Source organism: Roseateles chitinivorans, from assembly GCF_050632145.1.
GTDB lineage: Bacteria > Pseudomonadota > Gammaproteobacteria > Burkholderiales > Burkholderiaceae_C > Roseateles > Roseateles chitinivorans_B.
Map to the genome: position 1 here is coordinate 4701563 of NZ_CP192577.1, position 22218 is coordinate 4723780.

A 22218-nucleotide genomic window follows, 5' to 3' on the forward strand; every position below is an offset into this window, starting at 1 on the left:
TCAGCCCTCCACGCCGATCCACTCGATGCGCCATTCGTCGCGCACCTGCTTGAGCAACTGCCTGCGGAAGTCCTCGCTCTGCGGATCGGGATCGTCCGCGCCGGGCGGCAGGCTGGCCAGCAGCGAGTCCGGCACCAGCATCGAGAACTTGAAGCGGGCCTTGTCCGCCGCCAGCAGCATCACGAAACCGTCGACCAGGCGCACCACGTCGTGAGTGCCGACGTCGAAACTGAAATCGCGCCGGCCCAGCACTTGCGCCGAGTAGCAGGGCATGGTCCGGAAACCGGCCGAGGTGGTGTCGACCACCGCCTCCAGCTGCAGCCCGAAGCCCGAGGCGCCCGCGCCCGCCGCCGGCATCGTCCAGGCCGGCCTGGCGACCAGGCCGCTGGCCACGTACGGCTGCGCCGCCGGCCGCGCGTTGCGCCGCTGCGCCAGCGACAGCGGCTGCTCCAGCCGGCAATTGAGCACCTGCGCCCGCGCCAGGCGCAGCTGGGTGCCGTTGACGACCGCGTCGCGCAGCTTCGCGTCGGTGGGCAGGTAGTCCGGCGCCGGACCCAGCCGAACCCAGCAGAACACCGGCGTCTCGCGCAGCCGGATGGCACCGCCGGAGGCGCCGCACACGCCGTCGCGCGTCTCGGCCACCTCCAGCGCCTCGGTGGGATAGGACACCGTCAGGTCGAAGAACACCGGCGCGCCGAAGTCGTCGCCGGCCACCGGCGGCACCGGTTGCACCACCGCGTCGGCCAGCACGATCTCGCGGCCGCGGGCGTCGATCGCGTAGCCGGGCTGGATCGAGACCTCGCGCGCGCCCTTGGCGCCGGTGGTCGCGAAACCCGCGCCGATGCCGGGCTGGTGCAGGCTCTGGTTGTGCAGCCAGCGCATCTGGCGGTTGAAGTCGTCCAGCTCCTGCAGGTCCGACGCGAACAGGCGCTGGCCGTTGAAGAAGCTGCTGCGCTCCGCGAAACGGGTGTCACCGATGAGGGCCATGATGTCCGGTTCCTTCCTCAGGGGTCAGGCGCAGGGATCGCCGGGGGTCTGCCCGGGGCAGTCGGCCACGGGCCGGAATTCCTGCTGGCAGCCGAACCAGCGCACCACCAGCCGCTTCTTCTGCGCGAAGGTGACGAAGGCCGCCGTGAAGTCGCTGTTGAAGCTGGTGATCAGCGACAGCGTCTCCGGCCGGAAGCGGTAGGCCGGCGTCGTCGTCGGCGTGGCCACGTACAGGTGCAGCTCGGTGTCGATCGGGAACGGCCAGGCCGCGCGCGACTGGTAGACGCCGGTGTTCAGGTCCAGCCCGTACAGGGTCACGATCGCGCGGCCGTCCAGTCCCCCGGCCGAGTCCATCCGCACCAGCGGCTGCCACGCCGCCGGGTAGTCCATCGGCCGCGCCGGGTCCCAGCTCAGCGACGCCGGGCCGACCAGTCCGCCGTCGATCCAGCCCTGGTCCACGATGCCGTCGCCCTGTGCCAGCGTGGGCACCACCGTGACGGTGTTGCCGACGATCTGCTGCACGAAGGCCCCGTTGGAGACATCGGCGTGATGGACGAGCAGGCCCGCGACATCGTTCGGGCCGACGACGAGCTCGCCGTCGACATCGAGTTCCCGGGGATCGGCGTCGACGCGGGTGATGCGCGCGCTGTCGCGCCAGTGCACCGTCGCGAGCCGGTCGCCGGTGCGCAGCACACCCGGCGATCCGGACAGCACCAGGTCCGCTCCGCCGATCGCCGCCACCTGCACCACCGCGGTCTCCAGCGACACGCCGCCGGCGGTCGGCCACGCCATCACGCAGTCGCCGACGGCGAAGGCGGCGGACTCGGCCAGCGTGATCCGCGTCTCGTCGGTCTGTTGCGCCACCACCGTCGCGACGCGGCCGAAGCGGCCGACGGCCAGCAGGTCCAGCCGGCGGGCCGTCTCCGCCAGCGCGGACCCCAGGCCCAGCAGCGTGTCCGTCACCGCGGTCACCGCGGCCACCGAGGCCGGCGGCGTCGATTCGGTGCCGTCGGCCACGCGCAGCCGCAGCACGTCCTTCACCCGCGCGGCGTTCGCGCGTCCGACCCGGACTTCGTTCGGGCGCTTGGGCTCGAAGGCGTCGATCGTCGTGGCGCAGCACCAGTCCGCCGCCACCAGCCGGTCGCCCGACGCCAGTCCCAGTCGCGCGCTGAGCACCAGCGCCTTACGCGTCTTCACGATCTTGTCGACCACGGCGACCAGGGACAGATCCCGCATCGGCGCCACGACGTCGCCGACGGCGAACGGCGCGACGTCGCTGACGACCACCTCGCTGCCGGCCTTCGGGACCAGGCGCTGGATCGTCAGCCCGCCCGACAGCGGCACCGCGCGCGCCAGCGTGGCCACCTCGGCCGCCGCCGGCGGCGGTTGCAGCTCGAGCTTCGCACCGTCGCTCACCGTCACCTCGGGCGCCGTCGCCAGCGGCTGCCGGTCCGCGTCGAGCAGCACCACCCGCGCGCCCTTGTCCAGCCCTTGCGGCGCCGACTTCAGCTCCAGCTGCAACGACTTGCCGTCGGCCGACAGCGTCGCGCGCTTGATGTCGATGGCATCGACCATCCGCGCCACGTGCAGCTCGTCGCTTTCCTTCCAATTCGGCGGTGGCTGCTCCACGGTCATCCGGCCGGCGCTCGCGCCGTCGATCAGCGCGACGACGCCGTCCGCGTCACGGCGCAGCACGTCGCCCTTCTTGATCGCCGGCGCGGCGGTGTACTCGGCCCGCACCGCCGCGCTGTCGTCGCTCACGGTCACCACGTCGGCCAGGCGTGGCAGGTTGCCCAGCGCCAGCACGCTGTCGTTGGCGCGCACGCCGTCCAGCGGCGCGGCGAGCGTCATCGTCGACCCCTCGGCTCTGGTCAAGGACACGGCCGTGCGAGCCCGGGGCCGCAGCAGCGCGATGACGTCGTTCGGCTTGAAGACGGCCGCGTCGTCCAGGTCGATGGAGAGCTGATCGCCGACGCCCCGCCGGATCGCCGAGACCCGCGCCTGGCCGTACCACGCAGCCACGCGGCGGCGCCCGATCTCGGCCATCAACAGGCGGAAGGTGAAGCCGTCGACGGCCGGATCGGCCACCTCGGGGAAGAAGGCCGGCGCGAACTCGGCCTTGGCCAGGTTCCAGCTGCGCGCCTGCACGTTGGCCACGTAGCGCGGCACCTCGGTGAAGCCGCTGGCGGAGGTGTCGACCCGCGTCTGCACGCCGACCACCTTGCCGACGATGCCGCCGCGGCCGTCGGGGGACTCGACGATCCACGGTTCCCAGGGCGTGCCGCCCTCGACCGTCTCGCCGCGCGCCAGCCGCGGCCGGGCCAGCGGCCGGACCCGGGGCGGGCGGAAGTCGGTGTTCAGGCCGCCGTCGTAGCGGGCCAGCACCGCGCCGTCCGGCGCTTCGTTCGCGGCGATCGGCACCCAGGCCAGTTCCACGTCGCTCTCGAGCAGGCGCGCGTCGTCCAGGGCGCAGCCGGGCTCCTCGGGCACGCAGCAAGTCCCGCTTCCGTTGCCGTTGCCGTTGCCACTTCCGCCGTTGCCGCCGCGACCCGTGGCGCGCAGGCGCAACACCAGCCAGGCGGCTTCGGTGGGCAGCGGCACGCGGCGCGCGCGCTGCAGGATCAGCTCGCGCCCGCGGCGGTCGTAGGCCAGCCCGCAGGCGACCTCGATGCCGGTCTCCTCACCGGCCACCTGGCCGGTCCCGTCGGTGACCATTTCACCCGTCACCGGATCGGTCACCGGACCGGTGCCGGGATTGGCGCTCAGGTCAGTCACCGGCCGCGCGACCAGGCCGAAGGCGATCCCGCCCGTCTCATGCAGCGCGCGGTTGTGCAGCTGGCGGCGCAGCGCCTCGAAGCGCTGCTGGTCGCGCGCGTCGCGGCTGCGCAGCGTCTGGCCCTGCCAGTACTGCAGCCGCTCGAGATCCCGGCGGTACGGCGTCGACATGTCAGGCCACCTCGATGTTGTGGCGGCCGGCGGCGACCAGCCCGTCCGGACGCAGGCGAGACATTGCCGCAGCTCGGCGCGCAGCCCTCGGCGACGAGCTCGAGCGCGATCACGTGATCCACGCCCGGCGTCTGGTCGATCACCTGCATCACCTCGGCGCGGTAGACGTCGCGGCCCAGCGGCCAGCCGGCGGCGTCGGGGCCGCCGGTCACCGGGTCGAAGAAGGCATCCAGCGCCGCCGACACGGCGGTGCTCAGCCTCTGGCGGTCGATGCCGTCCAGCGCCTGGACGCGGGCGCGGACCGCCACCTCCAGGTAGCCCGGTCCTGCCACCGCCACGCGCGTGCCCAGCACCCGGCGCGTCTCCAGCCGCGCGGCGACCCGATCCAGGAATCCCAGGCTCGGGAACGGCCGGCCGCGCGGCAGGAACGGCAGCACGATCACGGTGACCATGCCGGGGGCGCTCACACAGGCCAGGCCGGGACAGAAGTTGGGCAGCGCGATGGCGCGGGCCACGCGCAGGCCGGGCGTGGCGAGCGCGAGCGCCTCGAAGTCCTCGCGCGTCACCGCGCGCAGGCGGGCCTCGCGTTGCTCGATCGCGCGGCCCAGCGCATGCGCCAGGGGCTCGGCCGGCGCGGCGTCCTCCAGCACGATCGGCACGCCGGCGGCGATCCGCCCGATCGCGCCGGCATCCGGCAGGAACACGCGGTTGCGCGGGCTGTCGGCCAGGCCGTCGATGCGGGCGACCGCCGGCGCGGGCCGCGTCGACGCGTGGAACGCGAAGACCTGGCAGCCGCGGGGCAAGACCCGGCCCCGCTCGCCATCGCCGCCGATGAGGTCGCCGCTGGTCGGATCGAGCGTGAAGTGCGCGTCCGTGCGTGAGGAGGCGCTGAAGTCGTCCACCCGGGTCCAGGCGCGCGGATGGCCGTCCTCGACGGTGAAGAGCCGGAGCGACGCCTCGACCACCGGCCGCTGCGCGAGCGTCAGGCGCTGGGACGGCTCGCCGCTGCCCGCGCCGGCGAGCGTGCCGTCGACGGCCAGCAGGCCGGGGTCGGTCGCGGTGGCCGCGGTGTACGCGAGCACGGTGAAGACCGGCGCGCCGTCCGGGACATCCGAGGCGTCCACCGTCAGCGCGACGATCCGCCCCTGCTGCAGCGTCAGGCGCAGCGCGGCGCCCTGCCCGGGCGTGATCGGTCCGCCGGTCGCGACGGTGCCGGGCGCGATCGGCCAGGAGGTCCAGACCGGCGTCGATTGCACCAGCTGGACGCCATTGAGCAGCAGCCGCTGAAGGCGCGGCGCGGCATCGAAGGCGCCGTCGACCAGCCGGGCCCGCACCCAGCACTGCGGCTGCGCGACGCGGCCCAGCGCCGACGCCTTCATCGCCGCGCCCGGCCGCAGCCGCAGCGCACCGCTGAGGCTGAACGAGCGCGTGTCGTCGTCGACCTCCAGCGGCAGCCAACGGCCGGCGGCGCCGTCGTCGGCGAAGTACTCCCAGGCCAGGCGCGCGCTGTGGTGGATGAGCGGCGCGCCGATCGGCGTCTCCGCATTCGAGAGTCGGTCCCGCTCGTCCAACCGCGCCTGATCGCCGTCGATGCAGACGAACACCTGGGACCAGCGCCCCGCCGGCAACGCGCGGTCGAAGCCGATCTGGCATTCCGCGCCGACCGCCGGGTCGTCGCCGAAGGCTGCGAACGGCTCTTGCCGCGACCAGGCCGCCGTCAGGTTCTGGAAGCCGGCCGCGTCCTTGCGCTGCACGGCGCGCAGCACGGCGTCGACGACCTCGACCGGCGCGGTCGTGCGCAGCGGTGCCGCCGTGGCGTCCAGCCGCCTGCCGTCGAATTCGGTGCCCGCCGGCAACACGACCGGCAACGCAACAGGCGGTGGCGATGGCGCCGGCGACGGACCTGCCGCGATGCGCAGCTCGCTCACCAGCGTCGCGGGCCGCGGCGGCGCGCACCGGATGTCCATCAGCGCCAGCAGGCGCCGCTTCTGCGCCTCGGTGAAGCGGTTGAGGCGGTAGAGGTCCGTCTCGGCCACCGACGCCAGCAGCTCCATCAGCGTGATGCCGGGGTCCGACGCGTTGTGGTCGGTCCACTCGGGCGCGACCAGCGGGATCAGCGCCCGGCCCTGTTCGACCAGGTCCGACCAGCGGCGATCGTCGAGTTGAGGCAGGGGGATGCTCATGGCGTCACGCTTCCGATTCGTCCAGGCGCAGGACCAGGGTCCCGGCCGCCACCACCGCGTCGTCGGGCACGCGCACCGACTCGCCCTGCGGCACGCCGTCCAGGACGAGGTCGAGCGCCTCGATGTGATCGACGCCCGGCGTGCGCTCGAGCTCGGCGGCCACGTCCGAGACGTACACGTCGCGCCCCAGCGTCCAGCCGGTGCCGCCCGGCCCGCCGACCACCGGATGCAGGAAGCGCTCGAGCGTCTCGCGCACCGCGCGCTCGACCATGCCGGCCTGGCTCGGATCGAGCGGCACGATGCGGGCCGACACGCCCACCGGCAGATAGGTCGGGCCGGTCACGTGGATGCGGTGCAGCGCGGCGAGATCGGCGGGCGCCCGCGCCTCGATGTGGCGGCGCACCTGTTCGCGCAGGCCGAAGGACGGTTGCGGCCGCGCATCCAGGCTGCCCGGCACGATCAGCACCGTCACCCAGCCCGGCAGCGTCTGCCCGCCGGGACTGCGGCCGGCGATGGCGCGCACCATCTTCACCGCCGGCGAGGCCTCGACCGCCAGCGTCTCGTAGTCCGACGGCGTCAGCGCGCGGCCGCGATGACGCACCGTGCGCGGCCCGCGGTCCAGCACCGCCGACGGCGCCTCCCCGTCCGCGCCGCCCTCGGCCGCGCGCGGGTTGAAGACCGCCTCGATGCCGGGCACGACGCCGAGCAGTTGCGCGATCGCGCGGGCCGGCACGTTGCCGCGGGAGCCGCCGCCGACGCTCATCCGGCGCGCCAGGATCGCCGCGCCGGCCGGCGGCACGCGGCCCGACACGCCGTCGCCGAAGCGCACCCGCCCGCTGGCGCCGTCCAGCGCGTAATGGCGGTCCGTCGGCGACGAGAAGAACAGCTGCTCGCGCCGCTCCCACAGCACCCAGGCCTCGGTGACCTGCTTGTGCCGGTTGCGGGTCAGCCGCAGCGGGCCGAGCGACACGCCGGGCTCGGTCGACTCGACCGCCAGCAGCCGCTCCAGCCGCGCCAGCACGCCGCTGTCGCCCTGCCAGAGTTCCATCGCCAGGATCCGCCACTCGACGTTGGCGCGCGCGCCGCCGAGCTCGCGCACCTCGAGGCGCTCGCCGGCCAGCACCGGCGTCTGCGTCAGCAGGAACACCTGGTCCGGCGTGCCGTTGCTGGTGCCCAGCGGCAGGTCGTGGAGCGTGTGGCGCTCGCTGGCCCACACCGCGTTGACATGCAGGCCGGCGAAGACCGGCTCGCCCGGCGGGCCGTCCTCCTTGAGCCGGGCGCGCAGCCAGTGGCGCGGCGTGCCGAACCGCGCCAGCTCGGCGTCGTCGGCCTGCGCCAGCACGTTGACGATGCCCGGACGGCGCAGCGCGCCGGTCTCGTCGTCGGCCGGCGTGCGCGTCCAGGCGTCGCCGTTCCAGTACTCCCAGACCAGCGCCGGACCGACCGGCGTGTCCGGCGCCTCGACGACGTCGATGAACAGGCCGAGCTGGTCGACCGGCGGCGCCTTGTCGAAGCCCAGGTACAGCGCCGGCGTCAGGTCGCCGACCCGCTCGAACAGGGCGAAGGTCGTGCCGGGCCACATCGCCTCGGCCGTGCGGTCGACGAAGCGGAAGTCGTTGCGGGCCAGCACGCGTTCCGCATGGAAGGGCCCGTACTGCCAGGTGTAGCCGATCGAGAACGCGCCCAGCACCGGCGGCTGCGCGACGACGTAGGTGAAGGTGTTGACCGCGCCGCCCGCCGCGTCGGCGTTGAAGCCGACGGTGCGGCTGAAGCCGTAGGAGCCGCTCTGCAGGCGCACGCGCACCCAGCGCGCCTCCTGCTGGTTGACGCTGACCGGCGCCATGTCGATCGGCACGGTGAAGTCGATGACCTCGGTGCGGTCGAGGTCGCACGGCGAGCCGGACAGGCTCGAGGTCACCGGCAGCGGCGCCCAGAGCCGGCCGTTCCAGTACTCCCAGTCGAGCTGGTGCGCCAGCGCGGCGGAACCGGCGATCGCGCCCTGGTCCTGCGGCGACAGGCTGCGACCGACGAACAGCCGCACCTTCGCCAGCGGCTTGCCGAAGGCCTCCTCGCTGGTGAAGTAGAAGGCCGAGCCCGGCTGCGGCTGCTGGCCCAGCGGATAGAAGGGCTTGCTGACGTCGAGCGCGGCGCCGTCGGCGAAGGCCTTGTCCGGCGCGAGGCCGGTGACCGACAGCGTCAGGTCCACCACGCTGCGGAGGGCCGACGGCGCGGGACGCGCGTGCCGCGAGGCCTCCGGCGCGGTGAAGACGATGCCGGCGAAGGCGACGCTGAACAGGTAGTCGCGCGTGAAGTTGACGTTGGCGATCAGGTAGGCGCCGGTCTTGCCGGTCGGCTGCGAGGTGTAGGCCGCGCGCGTCGGATCGGCCGGATCGGTCAGCCGCACCACGGCGCCCTCGACCGGCTGGCCCGCGTCGTTGCGGACGATGCCGCCGAGGCTGTTGGGCGCGGACGGCACCGGCGACTCCGTGATCGAGGGCCCCTCCGCCGTGGCCTGCCCCCTCTCGGCCTGCGGCGCCGCCGGCTCGCCGACCGCGATGCGTCCGCGCAGCGCGCCGTTGACGGTGCTGGACAGCCGGATCGTGTCGACCTCGGGCAGCGACTGGCCCGGATCGGGCGGCAGCGACTCGTCCAGCCGCGCGCGCAGCCAGTAGCCCTCGATGCCGTTCACCGTCGTCTTGCCGGCGGAGGCGCAGTCGGTCACCAGCTGGAAGCTGCCGCTCTGCGTCAGGCCGTTGGTGCTGTCGACATCGGTGACGACGATGTCGACACCCTGGTCGTCCAGGTCCTTGTCGTCGTCCTTGTCCTCCTCGTCATCGGCGACGTCGCTCGTCGCAGAGCCGCGGCACTCGGTGCTGGTGTCGACGAAACCGCGCCAGGTCGCACCGTCCCAGTACTCCCAGACGATGTCCAGCGGCGTGGTCGCGTCGTGCTGCAGCTCGAACTCGACCGACAGCTTGACCCGGCCCGACAGCGCCAGCAGCACCGGATGGGACAGGTAGAGCTCATGCGGCGTCGGCTTCAGCAGCCGCGCGGCGAAAGGCTCGACCGGCTGGCCGGCGAGGTAGGCCGCGCCGTGGTCGACGTACTGGTCGCGGCCGGGCCACAGGCTCACCAGTTCCACCAGGCGGCCGGCGGTGACGCCGACGGCGCGTTCGGTCTCGAACAGCACCTGCTCGCTGCTGCCGGCTGGCGGCGGCGCGCCGACCGGTGTGCGGGCCGGCGCCGAGCCGCCCGTCGCCTGGTCGGACAGCCGGAACACGACCGGCGCGCGCGCCTCCTGCGCGGGCACCAGGCCCAGCCCGGCGACGTCCAGGAAACCCAGTTTGAGCTTGTCCGGCACCTGGTCCAGGCGCTGCGTCAGCGCCTCCAGGTAGCGGGCCGCGATCGCGGCCAGGCCGGTGCCGGCGCCGCGGTCCGCCGCCAGCCATTCCGGCGTGTAGCCGGCGCGGCGAGCGAGCAGCTGCGCCAGCAGCGCCGGCGCATCGCGGCCGTCGAGTTCGACGCGGGGCGGGGTGTTCACTGCGCCGATCCTTCCTCGATGTAGAACGGGTAGACCAGGTTCGCGTGCGAGTTGGTCGCCCGCACGCGGTAGCTCATCTCGATGCGCACCTTGCCGGTGTCGGCGACATCGGCGACGGCGGTCACCGCCGTCACGTCGATGCGCGGCTCCCAGTCGACCAGCGCCTCCAGCACGCGCTGGCGGATCGCCTCCAGCGTGGCCGGGTTCAGCGGCTCGAAGACGAAGGCGTTCAGGCCGGCGCCGAAGTCGGGCCGCATCACGCGCTCGCCGGGATTGGTGCCGACGATGATCAGGATCGCTTGACGCACGTCCTCGTCGTAGGCGGCGGTGGCGGTCTGGCCGGCCACGATGCCGACCGGGAACGCCCAGCCCTGGCCGAGGAAGGTGGACGGGCTCTGCGCGGCGGCCATGGCGTCAGCCTCCGATCTCGACCAGCGGGCAGCCCATCACGATGGGCGCGCCGCAGCCGCTCATGTCGCCCACGCGCGCGGCCGGCCGGCCGCCGATCAGCACCGTGGCGCTGCCCTTGGCGATCGGCGTGGGCGGATGCGGGCCCGCGGCCGGCGGCATCGAGCAGGCGTGCAGGTCGCCCACGACCGCGGCGGGCATGCCGCCGATGAGCACCATCGCCACGCCGGGGCCGGTGATGACGCCGGGATGGCCGGTGGGGTCGCCGACGCGGGCTGCGGGTGGCATGGTGTCGTCCCTGCGTCAGTTGAGCTTGATCGGCAGGCCCTGCACGCTGCAGGGTCCGGCGGACTGGATGTTGACGATGCTGCCCTTGATGTCGACCTGCGTGCCCTCCAGCGCGATCTGCAGCGCCTTGAGCTCGATCTTCAGCGCCGACTGCACGGTGATCGTCTGCGTCTTGTTGTCCAGCGCGATCGACAGCGTGCCCGCGGTGTTCTCCAGCTTGATCTGCAGCGGATCGATCGTGACCTTCTGGCGGGTGCTGGTGGTGATCGTGATCGACTGCAGCGCGTCGTCGAACTCCACCTCGTGCCCGACGCCGCCGGCCAGGCCGGTCTTGATCAGGCGCTTGACCAGGAAGTCGCTCTGCAGCGTCAGCGGCGGGCGGTCCCGGGTGCTCCACAGCCCGCCCAGGACGTAGGCGGCGGCCGCGTCGTTCTGCGCGAACGCCACCAGCACCTCGTCGTCCACCTGCGGCACCCAGAGGAAGCCGCGGCCCGAGCCGCCGCCCATCGACGGCAGCCGGCACCAGGGCTCCATGCCCGGGATCGACGGGATGCGCACCTGCACCCGCCCTTCCGACATCGCGTCGAAGTTGCTGGTCACGACGCCGGGCGAGATCGCGAAGCCCTCCTTCAGCGATTCGACGCCGAGCTGGTCCAGCCGCTCGAAGAGTTGTTCATCCATGGTGGGTGTCCCTGCTCCTGTCGTCGCTCACACGGTGAACTGGCCTTGCAGCCGCACCAGGCCGCCGCGCCCCTTGGGCAGCGGCACCGCGCCGAACCACACTTCCTTGCGCGCCTGGAAACTGGTGCGATAGCCGCTGCCGTCCAGCGTGTGCGTGGCCGAGGTGATCCGGTACAGGCCGCCGAACTGCTCGCCCAGCCCCTCGAGGTTGACGACGCGGCTGGCCTTGATGCGGGGATCGCCGACGGTGCTGCCGGAACCGGTCAGCCGGTTGTTGAGCTTGGGCAGCAGCTCGGAGAGGATCTTGGACGGCGCGGTGGCGTAGCTGGTGGGCTTGATCGTGGTGACCTTGCCCGGCGCGAGCAGCTCGCCGAGCTGGCCGCCCGGCGTGATCGAGAGCTTGAACATCGCGCGGTCGTAATCCCAGTTCAGCGCGATGGTGAAGTCCATCTTGATGCTGTCGACCCAGACCTTGGCGGCCACGCCCTCGATCTCGCCCACGGTCGTGATGCGCGGCGTGAAGTCGGTCAGCGAGGCACCCCACTTCAGCGTCAGGCTGGGCGCGTAGTCCTGGATCAGGAACTGGAACTTGAGCACGCGGCCATGCGGCTCGGCCGTGTGGTCGATGTACATCTGCCAGCCGTTCTCCTTGGCCACCTGGCTCAGGAACTGGAAGTCGCTGACGCCGCTCTGGCGCCGCACGCCCATCTGCGCGAACTGCGGGAAGGTCAGGTAGGTGGCCAGGCCCACCAGCGTCGACAGCGTGCCGCCGACCGGGTCCAGCGCCGGGATCAGCGCGTTGGTGCCGGCCACCAGCGCCGCCACCGCCGAGTCCGGCAGCGGGAAGTTGCCCACCGTGGGGATCTTGATCGCGAAGGCGCGGTCCTTGGTGCCGACGGTGAGCCGCTGCAGGTAGTCCTGCGCGGTGAGCCGGATCATCGGGATGCCGCTGGACGGGAACGAGGGCTCCACGCCGGTGATCTCGCCGACGAACACTTCCTCCAGCGGCCCCGGCGCATACCCGAGCGACAGCCGGAACTCGTTGTCGACCTGCAGCAGCGGATGGTCCAGCCATTGCAGCGAGGTGTTGGCGATGCTCAGCTCGACCTGGTCCGCACCCTCCATGCCGTCGGTGTGGCTCAGGCTGACGATGGAGGCGCGTAGCGCCGCGGGGATCACGTCGCCGTTGATGCGGATCGTGCATTCCGGGGCGAGGCGGCTCATGAAGTCACCTCCCCGGTGGCCGGATCGGTGAAGGGCAGCGCCGGCACGCGCAGCGCCTGCCCGGGCACGAGGCTTCGCGGATCGTCGATGCCGTTGACGATCGCGATCGGACGCCACAGCGCCGGGTCCTCGTAGAAGCGCCAGGCGATCGACGCGAGCGTGTCGCCGCGCTGCACCGTCCAGCCCTTGCTGAAGTCGGCCGTCTGGCGGTTGACCTCCTTGGCCTCGCGCTCGGGGTCGATGAACTCGCTGAAGCTGACGGTGATGCGGGCCCGCGTCGGCCGGCCGTCCTCGAGGAACTTGATGAACTTCTGGTTCGCCCGCGTCAGCACGCAGCGCAACTGCAGCGAGCCCCAGGCCACGCGCAGCACCGGCGGCGCATGCAGCTCGGAATCGATCTTGAGCAGGTCCACCACCTTCTGCGTCTGGTCGCGAACGTCGGCGCGGGTGTCGGTGGTGTCGAAGAACAACTCCATCTCCAGCGTGCGCAGGTTGCCGTGCACGAACTGCAGGATCGGCGAGCCCAGCCCCGGGATCGCCTGCGAGGCGAAGTTGTTGTCCTTGTTGAGGCTGTACTCCTCGGGATTGAACATGACGTCGAACTGCGCCCCGGTGTGCTCGACGGTGATGCGGGCCTTGGCGAGTGCCATCGCTCAGACCCTCCCCATCCGTTCGCGCCAGGCGACCAGGCGGCGGTCGATCTGCTGGATCACCAGGCCGGTCAGCGCATCGACGTCCACCGCGGGCGCGGCGGGTGCCGGGCGCGGCGCGGACGGCTGCTGGCGCGCGGCCTGCGCGGTGACCGGCGCCTGGGCCTCGGCGGCGCGCGCGGCCGCGCGTCCCGGCGCGGCCAGCACCGCCGCGGACGGGGGCGGTGGCAGCTCCTCGCGCGTGGCGCCGCGGCGCAGGCGCGTCGCGATCTCCGCCGCATGCGCGGCCGCGACCGGTGCGATCGACTGCACGGCGGCACGCAGCACCGGCGCGGACGGCGACGCCGCCAGCATCGGCCGCGCGCTGGCCTCACCGGCCCGCACGAACAGGGGCGCGGCAGCGCGATGCGTCAAGGGCACGCTGGCCATCGCGCCCGGATGTCCGGGCGCGCCGTCCGGTCCCGCCGGGCCGGGCCGCCCCGGCCGGCCATCCGGTCCGGCGCCCGCGACGGTCATGCGTGGGATCTCGGCGGGCGTCCGCGACGCACTCGCGGGCATCGGCTGGCGCAGCACCATCGGCGTCGACGGCTGGGCGCGCAGGCTCAGCGGGAAGCGCGCCGTGACCGCCAGCCGCAGGTGCTGGTGGACGACCGGTCCCGCGTGCACCTGCACGACGGTGCCGGAGGCGCCGGCGCCGGCGCCGCGCCGCAGCGCCATGGCGCCGGCCGCGCGCCATGCGTCGACGCGGCCATGCCGCGCGCGCAGACGCCCCGCCCATGCTTGCCATCGGTTCACGTCGACTCCTGTCGTGTCATTGAACGGCTTCGCTGTTGGCTCTGTCGTTGATCGCGGAGATCTCCTCCACCCAGCGCTGGCGCTCCTTGTGCTCGAGCAGGAGCACGTCCTGGTGCGACCAGTGGAAGTGGTAGGCGACGAAGGCTACCTCCCTGTACAGCGCGGACAGGGGGTAGCCTACGATCCCCCCGGGCTGTTCATCTCCATCGCGAACTCGTGCGCGCACTTCGGGCAGGCGGCCTCGATCGTGGCGCGGCCGCTGCGGTTGATGCGGTTGTAGAACTCCTGCAGGTAGGCCAGGTCGGCCGCGTACAGCCCCTCGACCACCTTGGGCGTGACCTGCCCCACCGAGCCCAGCCGCGACAGCACGCGCGACAGCAGGATGATGGTCAGGTAGGCCTCGTTGCCCTGCACCCGCGGGTCGCGCAGCGGCAGGATCTCGTCGGCCGCGGTGGCCAGGCGCATCACGCCTTCGCGGTGCAGGTCGCCGTCGGCGTCGACGTAGCCCAGCGGCAGCGTGAACTCGAACTCGGTCTGGAACATGGTGCTCCCCGGTTCAGGCGCGCTCGACGCGTTCGCAGCTCACCGTCAGCGCGTCCAGCGACACATCGTTGCCCTTGGCGTTGAAGTCCGGCCCGTCGTACTTGCTGGGCCAGGCGCTGAAGAAGTTCCAGCGCACCTTCTCCTGCCCCGCGTCGTCCTGCAGGATGATCGAGCCGTTGCGCCGGTCGATGGTCCCGTTGATCGCGGCCAGGTGCCAGTCGTAGAGCTCGCGCGAATCGGTCACGCCCCACTTCAGCGTGATGTCGGGATAGGACACCTTGCCGGGGAGCTTGCGCACGGTGGCGGCCTCGCCGCCCTCGCGGTACTCGACCACCTCGATGTTGGAGCCGAAGCCGCTGCACTCCGCGAAGCCGCCCTGCACGATGCCGTCGATCTCCACCAGGAAGCGGAAGTTGCGATAGGGATCTTTTCTGGCCATGTCTGCTCTCCTCAGGCGCCGGTGTTCTGCTGGATGCGGAAGATGACGAATTCCGCGGGCTTGACGACCGCCACGCCGATCTCGGTGATGACGCGGCCGGCCTCGCGCTCGCTGGCCGGGTTGGTCTCGAGGTCGCACTTGACGAAGAAGGCTTCCTTCGGTGTCGCGCCGAACAGCGCGCCGTCGCGCCACTGGTTGTAGAGGAAGTCGCTGACCGAGCGGATGATCCGCTGCCACAGCGCCGCCGAGTTGGGCTCGAAGACGACGAACTGCGTGCCCTCGTCGATCGATTCCTTCAGGAAGTTCATGAAGCGCCGCACGTTGAGGTAGCGGTACTCCCCGTTGCGGTCGCCGCCGAGCGTGCGCGCGCCGTAGACCATCGGCGAGCCGCCGAAGGGCCGGATCACGTTGATGCCGGGCGGGTTCAGGCTGACCTGCTTGTCCTTGCCCATCGGGCGCTCCAGGTCGACGATGCCGATCACGCCCTCGTTGGCCGGTGCCTTGTGCACGCCGCGCGTGGCGTCCACGCGGGCCCAGATGCCGGCCACGTGGCCGCTGGGCGGCTGGTCGATCAGCTCGGTCTCCGGCCCGGAGCCGGTGAACAGCGGATTGAACACCTTGACCCACGGGAAGTAGATCGCGCCGTAGCTGAACTTGTCCGGCGTGGACGGGCCGCCGCCGGGCATCGGGCCGCCGTAGATGTCGGCGGGCGTGCTGTCGGAGGCCGGCGCGTGCTCGCCGTCGAGCACGGCCACCCGGTCCTGCATCTCGAAGCAGTGGTCCATCAGCTGGACCTTGGCGGCGGTGCCCTGCGCGCCGGGCGCGGCGACGATGGCGATGTCGTCGAAGGCCTTGAGCGTCTCCAGCGGCGCCTGCAGGTTGGCCAGGCCGCCGGCGGCGACCGGCACCACGTAGCAGGTGGTGCCGCCGTTGGCGAAGAAGCCGAACACCGCCAGCGCCAGCGTGCGGTTGGCGGTGGTGTGGATGGGGGTCGTCGGCGTGGCGCCGGCGCCGACGATGAAGGTCGCGAACTCCCCCAGTTGGTGAACTTCTTCGGTTTGCCGACATCGGCCGGATCGAGCCGGTCGGCCACGCCGATGAAGGCGGCCGTGCTGGTGCCCACGCCGGCGATCGGCCGGGCGACGGGCGGGACTTCCTCGACGTAGACCCCGGGTGCGAAATAGTTAGCCATCGATGCCCTCTCTCGGTCAGATCAACTGCACGTCGTAGCCCGCGACCGCAGCGGCCGGGACGACGATGGCATGGTCCCGCGTGACGGCGCCCGCCGTCACGCGCAGGGTGTAGCTGCCCGCCGCGATGGCCGACAGCGAGAACTTGCCGTCGGCGTCGGTCAGCGTGCTGCGGCCGCGCCCCAGCAGCTGGACGCCGGCATTGGCCACCGGCGCCGACGCGTTGTCGCGCACCACGCCGCCGATGCGGAAGAACGGCGCGTCCAGCGCCGTGCCTTCGGGCAGCGATGCCAGGCGGATCTCGCTGGTGATGACGCTGGGATAGGTCTCGGTCTCGAAGACCTCCAGCGACACCGTCACCGACAGCAGCAGCGAGGTCCTGATGCGGTTGCCGATCGCGGCCCAGAACTCCGCCGGATTGCGCACGCCGTCGGGCTGCACCAGCAGCATCGGCAGCGGCGGCTCCTGCGCCTGCAGCGCCGGTGTCAGGAAGGCCGGCGGGATCACCGGCGAACCGGCGATCAGCTGCAGCACCTGGCCCAGCAGCTGATGTTCCTGCTTGGGCAGGTCGGTGCCGCCGACCGGCCAGGCGGTGACCAGGTAGAGGCAGTTGGCGCGCCACGCCGGCGGCACCACCACCGACTGGCCGCCGACGCGGCGCGTCACCGGCTCGTTGTTGCGCAGCTCCACGTGCTCGCGCACCTCGAACAGGAACAGGTTGACCGTGGTCTGGTCGAGCGCGTACGGATCGGTCGGCCGGTCGAAGCGGATCGCCGCGTCGCGCAGCGGCGGCGCCAGCCCCGGCTGCTTGAAGAAGGCTTCCAGGCTGTCGGTGACCTCATGCAGCATGACGATCTCCCGCCGCGGCCAGCGCCTCCACGCGCGCGGCGTAGGGGCCGAACTCGCTGCCGGCGACACGCCGGCCGGACTTCTCGATCTCGCGCCGCGCGGCCCACAGCAGGTGCTCGGTCCTGAGCTCGCCGCCCTGCTCCGCCGCGAGGAACGCCGCGGCCACCGCGATGTTCTTCACCGCGCCGCCGGGCACCTTGAAGTGGGCGGCCAGGAAGCCCAGGTCCAGGTCCTGGCTGCGCGGCACCTTGGGCGGCCAGATCGATTCCCACAGCCGGCGCCGGCTGTCCTCGTCGGGGAACGGGAAGTCCACGATGAAGCCGAGCCGGCGGGTGAAGGCCACGTCCAGGTTCTGCCGCAGGTTGGTGGCCAGGATGCTCAGGCCTTCGTGTTCATCGAGCTTCTGCAGCAGGTAGGCGACTTCGATGTTGGCGTAGCGGTCATGCGCGTCCTGCACCGTGGTGCGCTTGCCGAAGAGCGCGTCGCATTCGTCGAAGAACAGGATCGCGTTGCCGGCGCGCGCCTCGAGGAACAGGCGGTCGATGCTCTTCTCGGTCTCGCCGATGTACTTGCTGACGACCTGCGACAGGTCGATCTTGAACAGGTCCAGCCCGAGGTCGTTGGCGATGACCTCCACCGCCATCGTCTTGCCGGTGCCGGGCGGTCCGCTGAACAGCGCGCTCAGGCCCTTGCCGACGGAGAGCTTGCGGTCGAAGCCCCAATCGCCGAACACCACATGGCGCAGGCGCGCCTGGCGACAGATCTCCTTCAGCTGGGCGATCGCGTCCGGCGGCAGCACGAGGTCGGCCCAGACATGCAGCGGGGCGAGCTTGCGCGCCAGCGTGCCGGGGTCGCGCGAGAGCTGCTGGCGCGCGGCCCGCGCCAGCGCGGCCGCGTCGGGCGTGGACTGCGCCAGGGCGGACTGGCGCGCCGCATGCGCCGTGGCGGCAGCGATCTGCGCCTCGTCGAGCGGATAACGCGCGGCGAGATCGTCCAGGGCGCGGGCATCGAGATCGATGCGTTGGCCGCGCAGGCCGGAGGCCCAGGCGGCGCGGCGGTCGCGGAAGCCGGGCGCGGCCACCGGCACCGACGCCATGCCGCGAAAGCGCGGATCGCAGGGCCGCGCGCCCGACATCACGATCGTCAGCCCCGCCGCCGGCGTCTGCGCCGCGAGCGCCTGCGCCAGCGTGCCGCGCTCCGCGTTCGTCAGCGCGTCATGGCCCTGCAGGTGGACCACCGCCGACAGCAGGTGCGCTTCGCGCAGCAGCAGCTCGAGCGTGGTGGCGAACTGGTCCGGCGGATCGGCGGCGCGGACGAGGTCGACGACGATCAGCGATTGCCCCAGCCGCGCCGCGAGCTTCGCCGCCGCGGCGTCCTGACCCGCATGCGGCTCGCCTTCCAGGTAGAACTGCGGTCCGCTGCCGTCGGCCAGCGCCTTGGACAGGCTCAGCGCCAGCGTGTCCGCCGACCCGCCCTCGCCGCCCTCGCCGCCTTCGCCGACCTCGGGCGCCGCGGTGAACCGCGCCACGCCTCGCAAGCGCGCATCCAGCCAGGGCTGGCCGAGCAGCAGGCGCACCACCGGTTCCTCGAGCTTGATCGCATGCGACAGCAGCGGCGTGCCGAGGGCGCCGGCATCGCCGACCAGTTGCACCAGCCGGTGCCGCACCAGCGGCGCCTCGGGCCCGAAGCGGGCACGCGCGAGGATCTTGGCGTCGCGCGACGCGCACAGCAGGTTGAGCACCAGGTCGACGGTGGGCCGGCGCCGCGTCACGTCGTCCTGCAGGTAGGCATAGAGCCGCTCGTAGCGCAGGTCGACCTCGGGCGCGAGCGCGACCAGCACGATGTCCAGATCGATGGTGTCGAGCCCGAAGGCCTGCTGCAGCCATGGGAAACGCGAACTCTCGGGCATCGGCGGCAGCGCGGCCGGCTCCACGGCGCCGGCGCCGGGCCCATGGCCGGCCAGCCACGGTTCGCCGGGTCCCTGACGCACGAGCCGCTGCACGTCCTGCGTCGTGACGTAGAGGCCGCGGTAGGGCTCGGGCTGCGCGCCCGCGGCCGCCGGCACCGCCGCGGCATCGGCCGCATTGACGGCGCGTTCGAGCATGCGATCGAGCCGGCCGAGCGCGGCCCACAGGCCTTCCATCTGGAAGTCCGCGGGGCGGTTCGAGGTGACGGCGGGCATGGCGTTGCGTGTCCATCAATGCCGCGCGGGCGGCAAGGCGCGATAGACGGTGCTGCCGTCCACGTGGGTGATGAGCTCGATGCGGCCGTCGGCCACCAGCAGCACCAACGCCGCCTCGGCAGCGCTGCGCAGGTCGTCGCGCTGCTGTCGCACCAGCCACCAATCGCAGATGCCATCGAGGGAATCGCAGGCACCGGGATGCGCGACGACGTAGCGCAGAATCATCGCGGCCACGTCGGCGCTGGACGGAGGGGTGGTCATGCGGGCAGACCATGCGTAAACCGTGCCAGGTCCTTGGCCTGCCTCAAGTCCTTGATTTGATTGAGGCGGGCGTGATGCTCGTCACCTCGTCCGAGTCACCGCCGACACGGGTCCGCGCGACCGCGGACAACGCGGCGATGCCGTCGTGGCGGGCCTGGCGACGGCCTGTGTCGATCGCGACACGGCCGTGCCGCGATGGCACGCATGGCCCGATCGCGCCTGTGTTGTAACGGTCGTCGACATTAGGGAGACGCTCGGCAAACGGCCTTCCGTACACTGCCAGCCGACCGATGTCCGGCCAGGGAGGCGACACGATGAGCACACCAACCAAGGCGCGACCGGGGACGCTGGACGCGATGCTCGTGGGCAGGTCCGCGGGCTTGCGCAAGGCGCTGGACCTGGTGGCGCGGTATGCCGATTGCGCGGCGCCGGTGCTGGTGGTCGGCGAGACTGGCACCGGCAAGGAACTGGTGGCCCGCGCCATCCATTACCTCGGCCCGCGGCGCGATGGCGCCTTCATTCCGGTCAATTGCGGCGCGCTGCCGGACACGCTGATCGAGAGCGAGCTGTTCGGCCACGCGCGCGGCGCATTCACCGACGCGGCGCGCACGCGCCGAGGCCTGGTGCGCGAGGCCGAAGGCGGCACGCTGTTCCTCGACGAGATCGAGGCGCTGTCCCCGCGCGGCCAGGTGGTGCTGCTGCGCTTCCTGCAGGACGCGTCGTTCCGCGCGGTCGGCGACGACCAGACGCACCAGGCCGACGTGCGCGTCGTCGCGGCCTGCAACGTCGATCTGTTCTCGCTGTCGCAGCAAGGCGGTTTCCGCTCGGACCTGTTCTTCCGGCTGGACGTGCTGCGGGTGGACCTGCCGCCGCTGCGCGAGCGCCCGGAGGACCTCGACCTGCTGGTGCCGCACCTGTTGCGCGGCATGGCGCAGGCCACCACGGGGCCGCCCAAGGCGATCAGCGACGAGGCGCTGGCGCTGCTGCGCTCGCTGAGCTGGCCGGGCAACGTGCGCGAGCTCGAGCACACGCTGGTGCGGGCGTCCCTGAGCACGACGGAGGGCTGCATCGACGTCGACACGCTGCTCACCAGCTCACCGGGGCTGCGGGAAGCGGCGCAGCGCAGTGGCGAACGCGGGCACGATCGTGGCTGCGCGTCGCTGCGCGAGGCCAAGCGCGCGGCGGTGGTCAACGTCGAGCGTCAGTTCGTGATGGAGGCGATGGCCGTCGGCAACGGCAACATCAGCGAGGCCGCGCGCCTGTGCAACATGCAGCGGGCCACGCTGAGCAAGCTCGTGAAGAAACACGGCGATGCGCTGGCCTGCCGGGACCGCGCCGCGACCAAGCCGGCGGACGCCGGCCGGTCGCTCTACCTGACGTCCACCTTGCCGACCATCCCGGCCTCGAAGTGACGACGACACGGCGCTGGACCCCGAGCCGCGCCACTGGTGCGCCCCGTAACGACGGCGGCCCGCTACTCCGCCAGACGGAAGCGCTGGACCGATTCGGCCAGTCGGGCGGTCTGCTCCTGCAGGCTGGACGCCGCGGCGGCGCTTTCCTCCACCAGCGCCGCGTTCTGCTGCGTCATCTGGTCGAGCTGGACGACGGAGTCGTTGACCTGGCCGATGCCGGTGGACTGCTCGCTGGTGGCGACCGTGATCTCGCCGATGATGTCGCTCACCCGCTGGACCGACGCCACGATCTCCTGCATCGTCTGGCCGGCGTTGCCGACCAGCCGGGTGCTCGCATCGACGCGGTCGACGGAGTCGCCGATCAGCACCTTGATCTCCCGGGCGGCCTCGGCGCTGCGCTGCGCCAGGCTGCGCACCTCGCCCGCCACGACGGCGAAGCCGCGGCCCTGCTCACCCGCACGGGCAGCCTCGACCGCCGCGTTCAGCGCCAGGATGTTGGTCTGGAACGCGATGCCGTCGATCGTGCCGATGATGTCGCCGATGCGCCTGGACGAGGCCTGCATCTCGTCCATCGTCGAGACGACCTGTGAGACGACCTCGCCGCCCTTGAGCGCCACGGCGGTGGCGGACGTGGCGAGCTGGTTCGCGGTGCGCGCCGACTCGGCGGTCTGCCGCACCGTGCCGTTGAGCTGCTCCATGGCGCTGGCTGCCTGCTGCAGGTTGCCCGCCGTCTGCTCGGTGCGCTGGCTCAGGTCCAGGTTGCCGATGGCGATCTCGGCGCTGGCGGTGGAGATGCTGTCCGTCGCGTGCCGGATGCCGCCGATGGTCTGCGACAGCGTGGATTGCATGCTGGCCAGCGCGACCAGCAGTTGCCCGACCTCGTCCGTCGAATGGGTGACGAGCCGCGCGGTGAGGTCACCCGTGGCCACGCGTTGCGCGGCCGCCAGCGCCGCCCCCAGCGGCGCGGTCACGCTGCGCGTGATGAGCCACGCGAAGACGCCGCCCGACAGCAGCAGCAGGATCCCGAGCGCGGGCAGCAGCACGCGGCTGCTGGCATTGGTGGCGGCCACGGCGGCCGCGGCGCTGTCGATCTGGTCGCGCTGGTACTGCAGCAGCTTTTCGAACACTTCCGAGTAGGCCGTGCTGGACGGCACGAAGCGTTCCTCGAAGTACTTGGCGGCCTCCGGCTCCTTGCCGTCCTTCTTGAGGGCGTAGATGTCGTCCCGCGCGGCGAGGAAGGCCTTGCGACGCACGGCCATCTCCTCCATCAGCGCCTTCTCGGCATCGTCCTTGACCATGCCTTCCACCTGGCGCTGCTTGTCGCCGGACACCTTGGAGGAGGTCACGGTCTCCGGGCCGAAGTACTCGAGCAGGCCGGTGTCGCGGCTCTTGGCGATCGCCGTGATCCGGCGGATGGCCACGGCGCTGTTGCGGTACCAGTCGGAGATCAGCCGCTCCTTGGCCAGTGGCTCGGCCAGGAGGGTCTGGGTCGTGGACGCCTGGCTCTGCAGCCGCCACATGGCGATCGACAACGCGATCAACGCGAGCGCCAGGACGGTTCCGAAAGCAAGGGCCAGACGGGGCCCGATGTTGAGCTTCTTCACTGTCGACACTCCCTGGAAGGTGATGTGGCGCCTGT

Annotated in this window: 18 protein-coding genes; 1 reads left to right on the plus strand and 17 read right to left on the minus strand. The window is 72.1% G+C overall.

From position 1 onward, the window contains the following. The 16 genes from ACQ86G_RS21630 to ACQ86G_RS21705 form a co-directional block, all read right to left on the minus strand. Positions 1–987, minus strand: coding sequence for a hypothetical protein (locus tag ACQ86G_RS21630; RefSeq protein ID WP_431257234.1), 987 nt, complete (start codon positions 985–987; stop codon positions 1–3). Positions 988–3758: 2771 nt separating this feature from the next. Continuing rightward, a complete protein-coding gene (locus tag ACQ86G_RS21635) occupies positions 3759–6116 on the minus strand; it encodes a putative baseplate assembly protein (RefSeq protein WP_431257235.1) in 2358 nt (785 codons plus the stop codon). Positions 6117–6120: 4 nt separating this feature from the next. After that, positions 6121–9657 (minus strand): putative baseplate assembly protein, encoded by a 3537-nt coding sequence (locus ACQ86G_RS21640; RefSeq protein WP_431257236.1) that lies wholly within the window; start codon positions 9655–9657, stop codon positions 6121–6123. Continuing rightward, positions 9654–10067: a GPW/gp25 family protein gene (locus ACQ86G_RS21645; protein ID WP_431257237.1), complete on the minus strand. Its 414-nt coding sequence runs from the start codon at positions 10065–10067 to the stop codon at positions 9654–9656. The genes ACQ86G_RS21640 and ACQ86G_RS21645 overlap by 4 nt, the downstream gene beginning before the upstream one ends. Before the next feature lie 4 nt (positions 10068–10071). Then, a complete protein-coding gene (locus ACQ86G_RS21650; RefSeq protein WP_431257238.1) occupies positions 10072–10353 on the minus strand; it encodes a PAAR domain-containing protein in 282 nt (93 codons plus the stop codon). Positions 10354–10368: 15 nt separating this feature from the next. Beyond that, positions 10369–11034 carry a phage baseplate assembly protein V gene (locus ACQ86G_RS21655; RefSeq protein ID WP_431257239.1) on the minus strand — a complete coding sequence of 222 codons (666 nt, stop codon included), beginning with the start codon at positions 11032–11034 and terminating at the stop codon, positions 10369–10371. A 27-nt stretch (positions 11035–11061) separates the two neighbouring features. Further along, complete coding sequence (locus tag ACQ86G_RS21660) at positions 11062–12258, minus strand: phage late control D family protein (protein ID WP_431257240.1); 1197 nt, start codon at positions 12256–12258, stop codon at positions 11062–11064. Continuing rightward, the gene (locus ACQ86G_RS21665) at positions 12255–12908 is read right to left on the minus strand and encodes a LysM peptidoglycan-binding domain-containing protein (protein ID WP_431257241.1); all 654 of its coding nucleotides are present in this window, start codon (positions 12906–12908) and stop codon (positions 12255–12257) included. Before ACQ86G_RS21665 ends, ACQ86G_RS21660 begins: the two co-directional genes overlap by 4 nt. A 3-nt stretch (positions 12909–12911) precedes the next feature. Then, positions 12912–13703, minus strand: coding sequence for a hypothetical protein (locus ACQ86G_RS21670; RefSeq protein ID WP_431257242.1), 792 nt, complete (start codon positions 13701–13703; stop codon positions 12912–12914). Between the two features lie 16 nt (positions 13704–13719). Beyond that, positions 13720–13929: a DUF6760 family protein gene (locus ACQ86G_RS21675; RefSeq protein WP_431257243.1), complete on the minus strand. Its 210-nt coding sequence runs from the start codon at positions 13927–13929 to the stop codon at positions 13720–13722. Further along, entirely contained in the window at positions 13881–14246 is a 366-nt protein-coding gene (locus ACQ86G_RS21680) for a hypothetical protein (protein ID WP_091724608.1), read from the minus strand. The genes ACQ86G_RS21675 and ACQ86G_RS21680 overlap by 49 nt, the downstream gene beginning before the upstream one ends. A gap of 13 nt (positions 14247–14259) precedes the next feature. Continuing rightward, entirely contained in the window at positions 14260–14685 is a 426-nt protein-coding gene (locus tag ACQ86G_RS21685; protein ID WP_431257244.1) for a phage tail protein, read from the minus strand. Positions 14686–14696: 11 nt separating this feature from the next. After that, complete coding sequence (locus ACQ86G_RS21690; protein ID WP_431257245.1) at positions 14697–15635, minus strand: phage tail sheath family protein; 939 nt, start codon at positions 15633–15635, stop codon at positions 14697–14699. A gap of 258 nt (positions 15636–15893) precedes the next feature. Further along, entirely contained in the window at positions 15894–16724 is an 831-nt protein-coding gene (locus ACQ86G_RS21695; RefSeq protein WP_431257246.1) for a Pvc16 family protein, read from the minus strand. After that, positions 16714–18906 (minus strand): ATP-binding protein, encoded by a 2193-nt coding sequence (locus tag ACQ86G_RS21700; protein ID WP_431257247.1) that lies wholly within the window; start codon positions 18904–18906, stop codon positions 16714–16716. The genes ACQ86G_RS21695 and ACQ86G_RS21700 overlap by 11 nt, the downstream gene beginning before the upstream one ends. A gap of 15 nt (positions 18907–18921) precedes the next feature. Beyond that, entirely contained in the window at positions 18922–19167 is a 246-nt protein-coding gene (locus ACQ86G_RS21705) for a hypothetical protein (RefSeq protein ID WP_431257248.1), read from the minus strand. A gap of 314 nt (positions 19168–19481) precedes the next feature. On the opposite strand from ACQ86G_RS21705, the gene ACQ86G_RS21710 reads away from it, so the two are divergent. Further along, a complete protein-coding gene (locus tag ACQ86G_RS21710; RefSeq protein WP_431257249.1) occupies positions 19482–20579 on the plus strand; it encodes a sigma-54 interaction domain-containing protein in 1098 nt (365 codons plus the stop codon). A 62-nt stretch (positions 20580–20641) separates the two neighbouring features. On the opposite strand, the gene ACQ86G_RS21715 is transcribed toward ACQ86G_RS21710, so the two are convergent. Further along, entirely contained in the window at positions 20642–22183 is a 1542-nt protein-coding gene (locus ACQ86G_RS21715) for a methyl-accepting chemotaxis protein (protein WP_431257250.1), read from the minus strand. Positions 22184–22218: the final 35 nt, after the last annotated feature.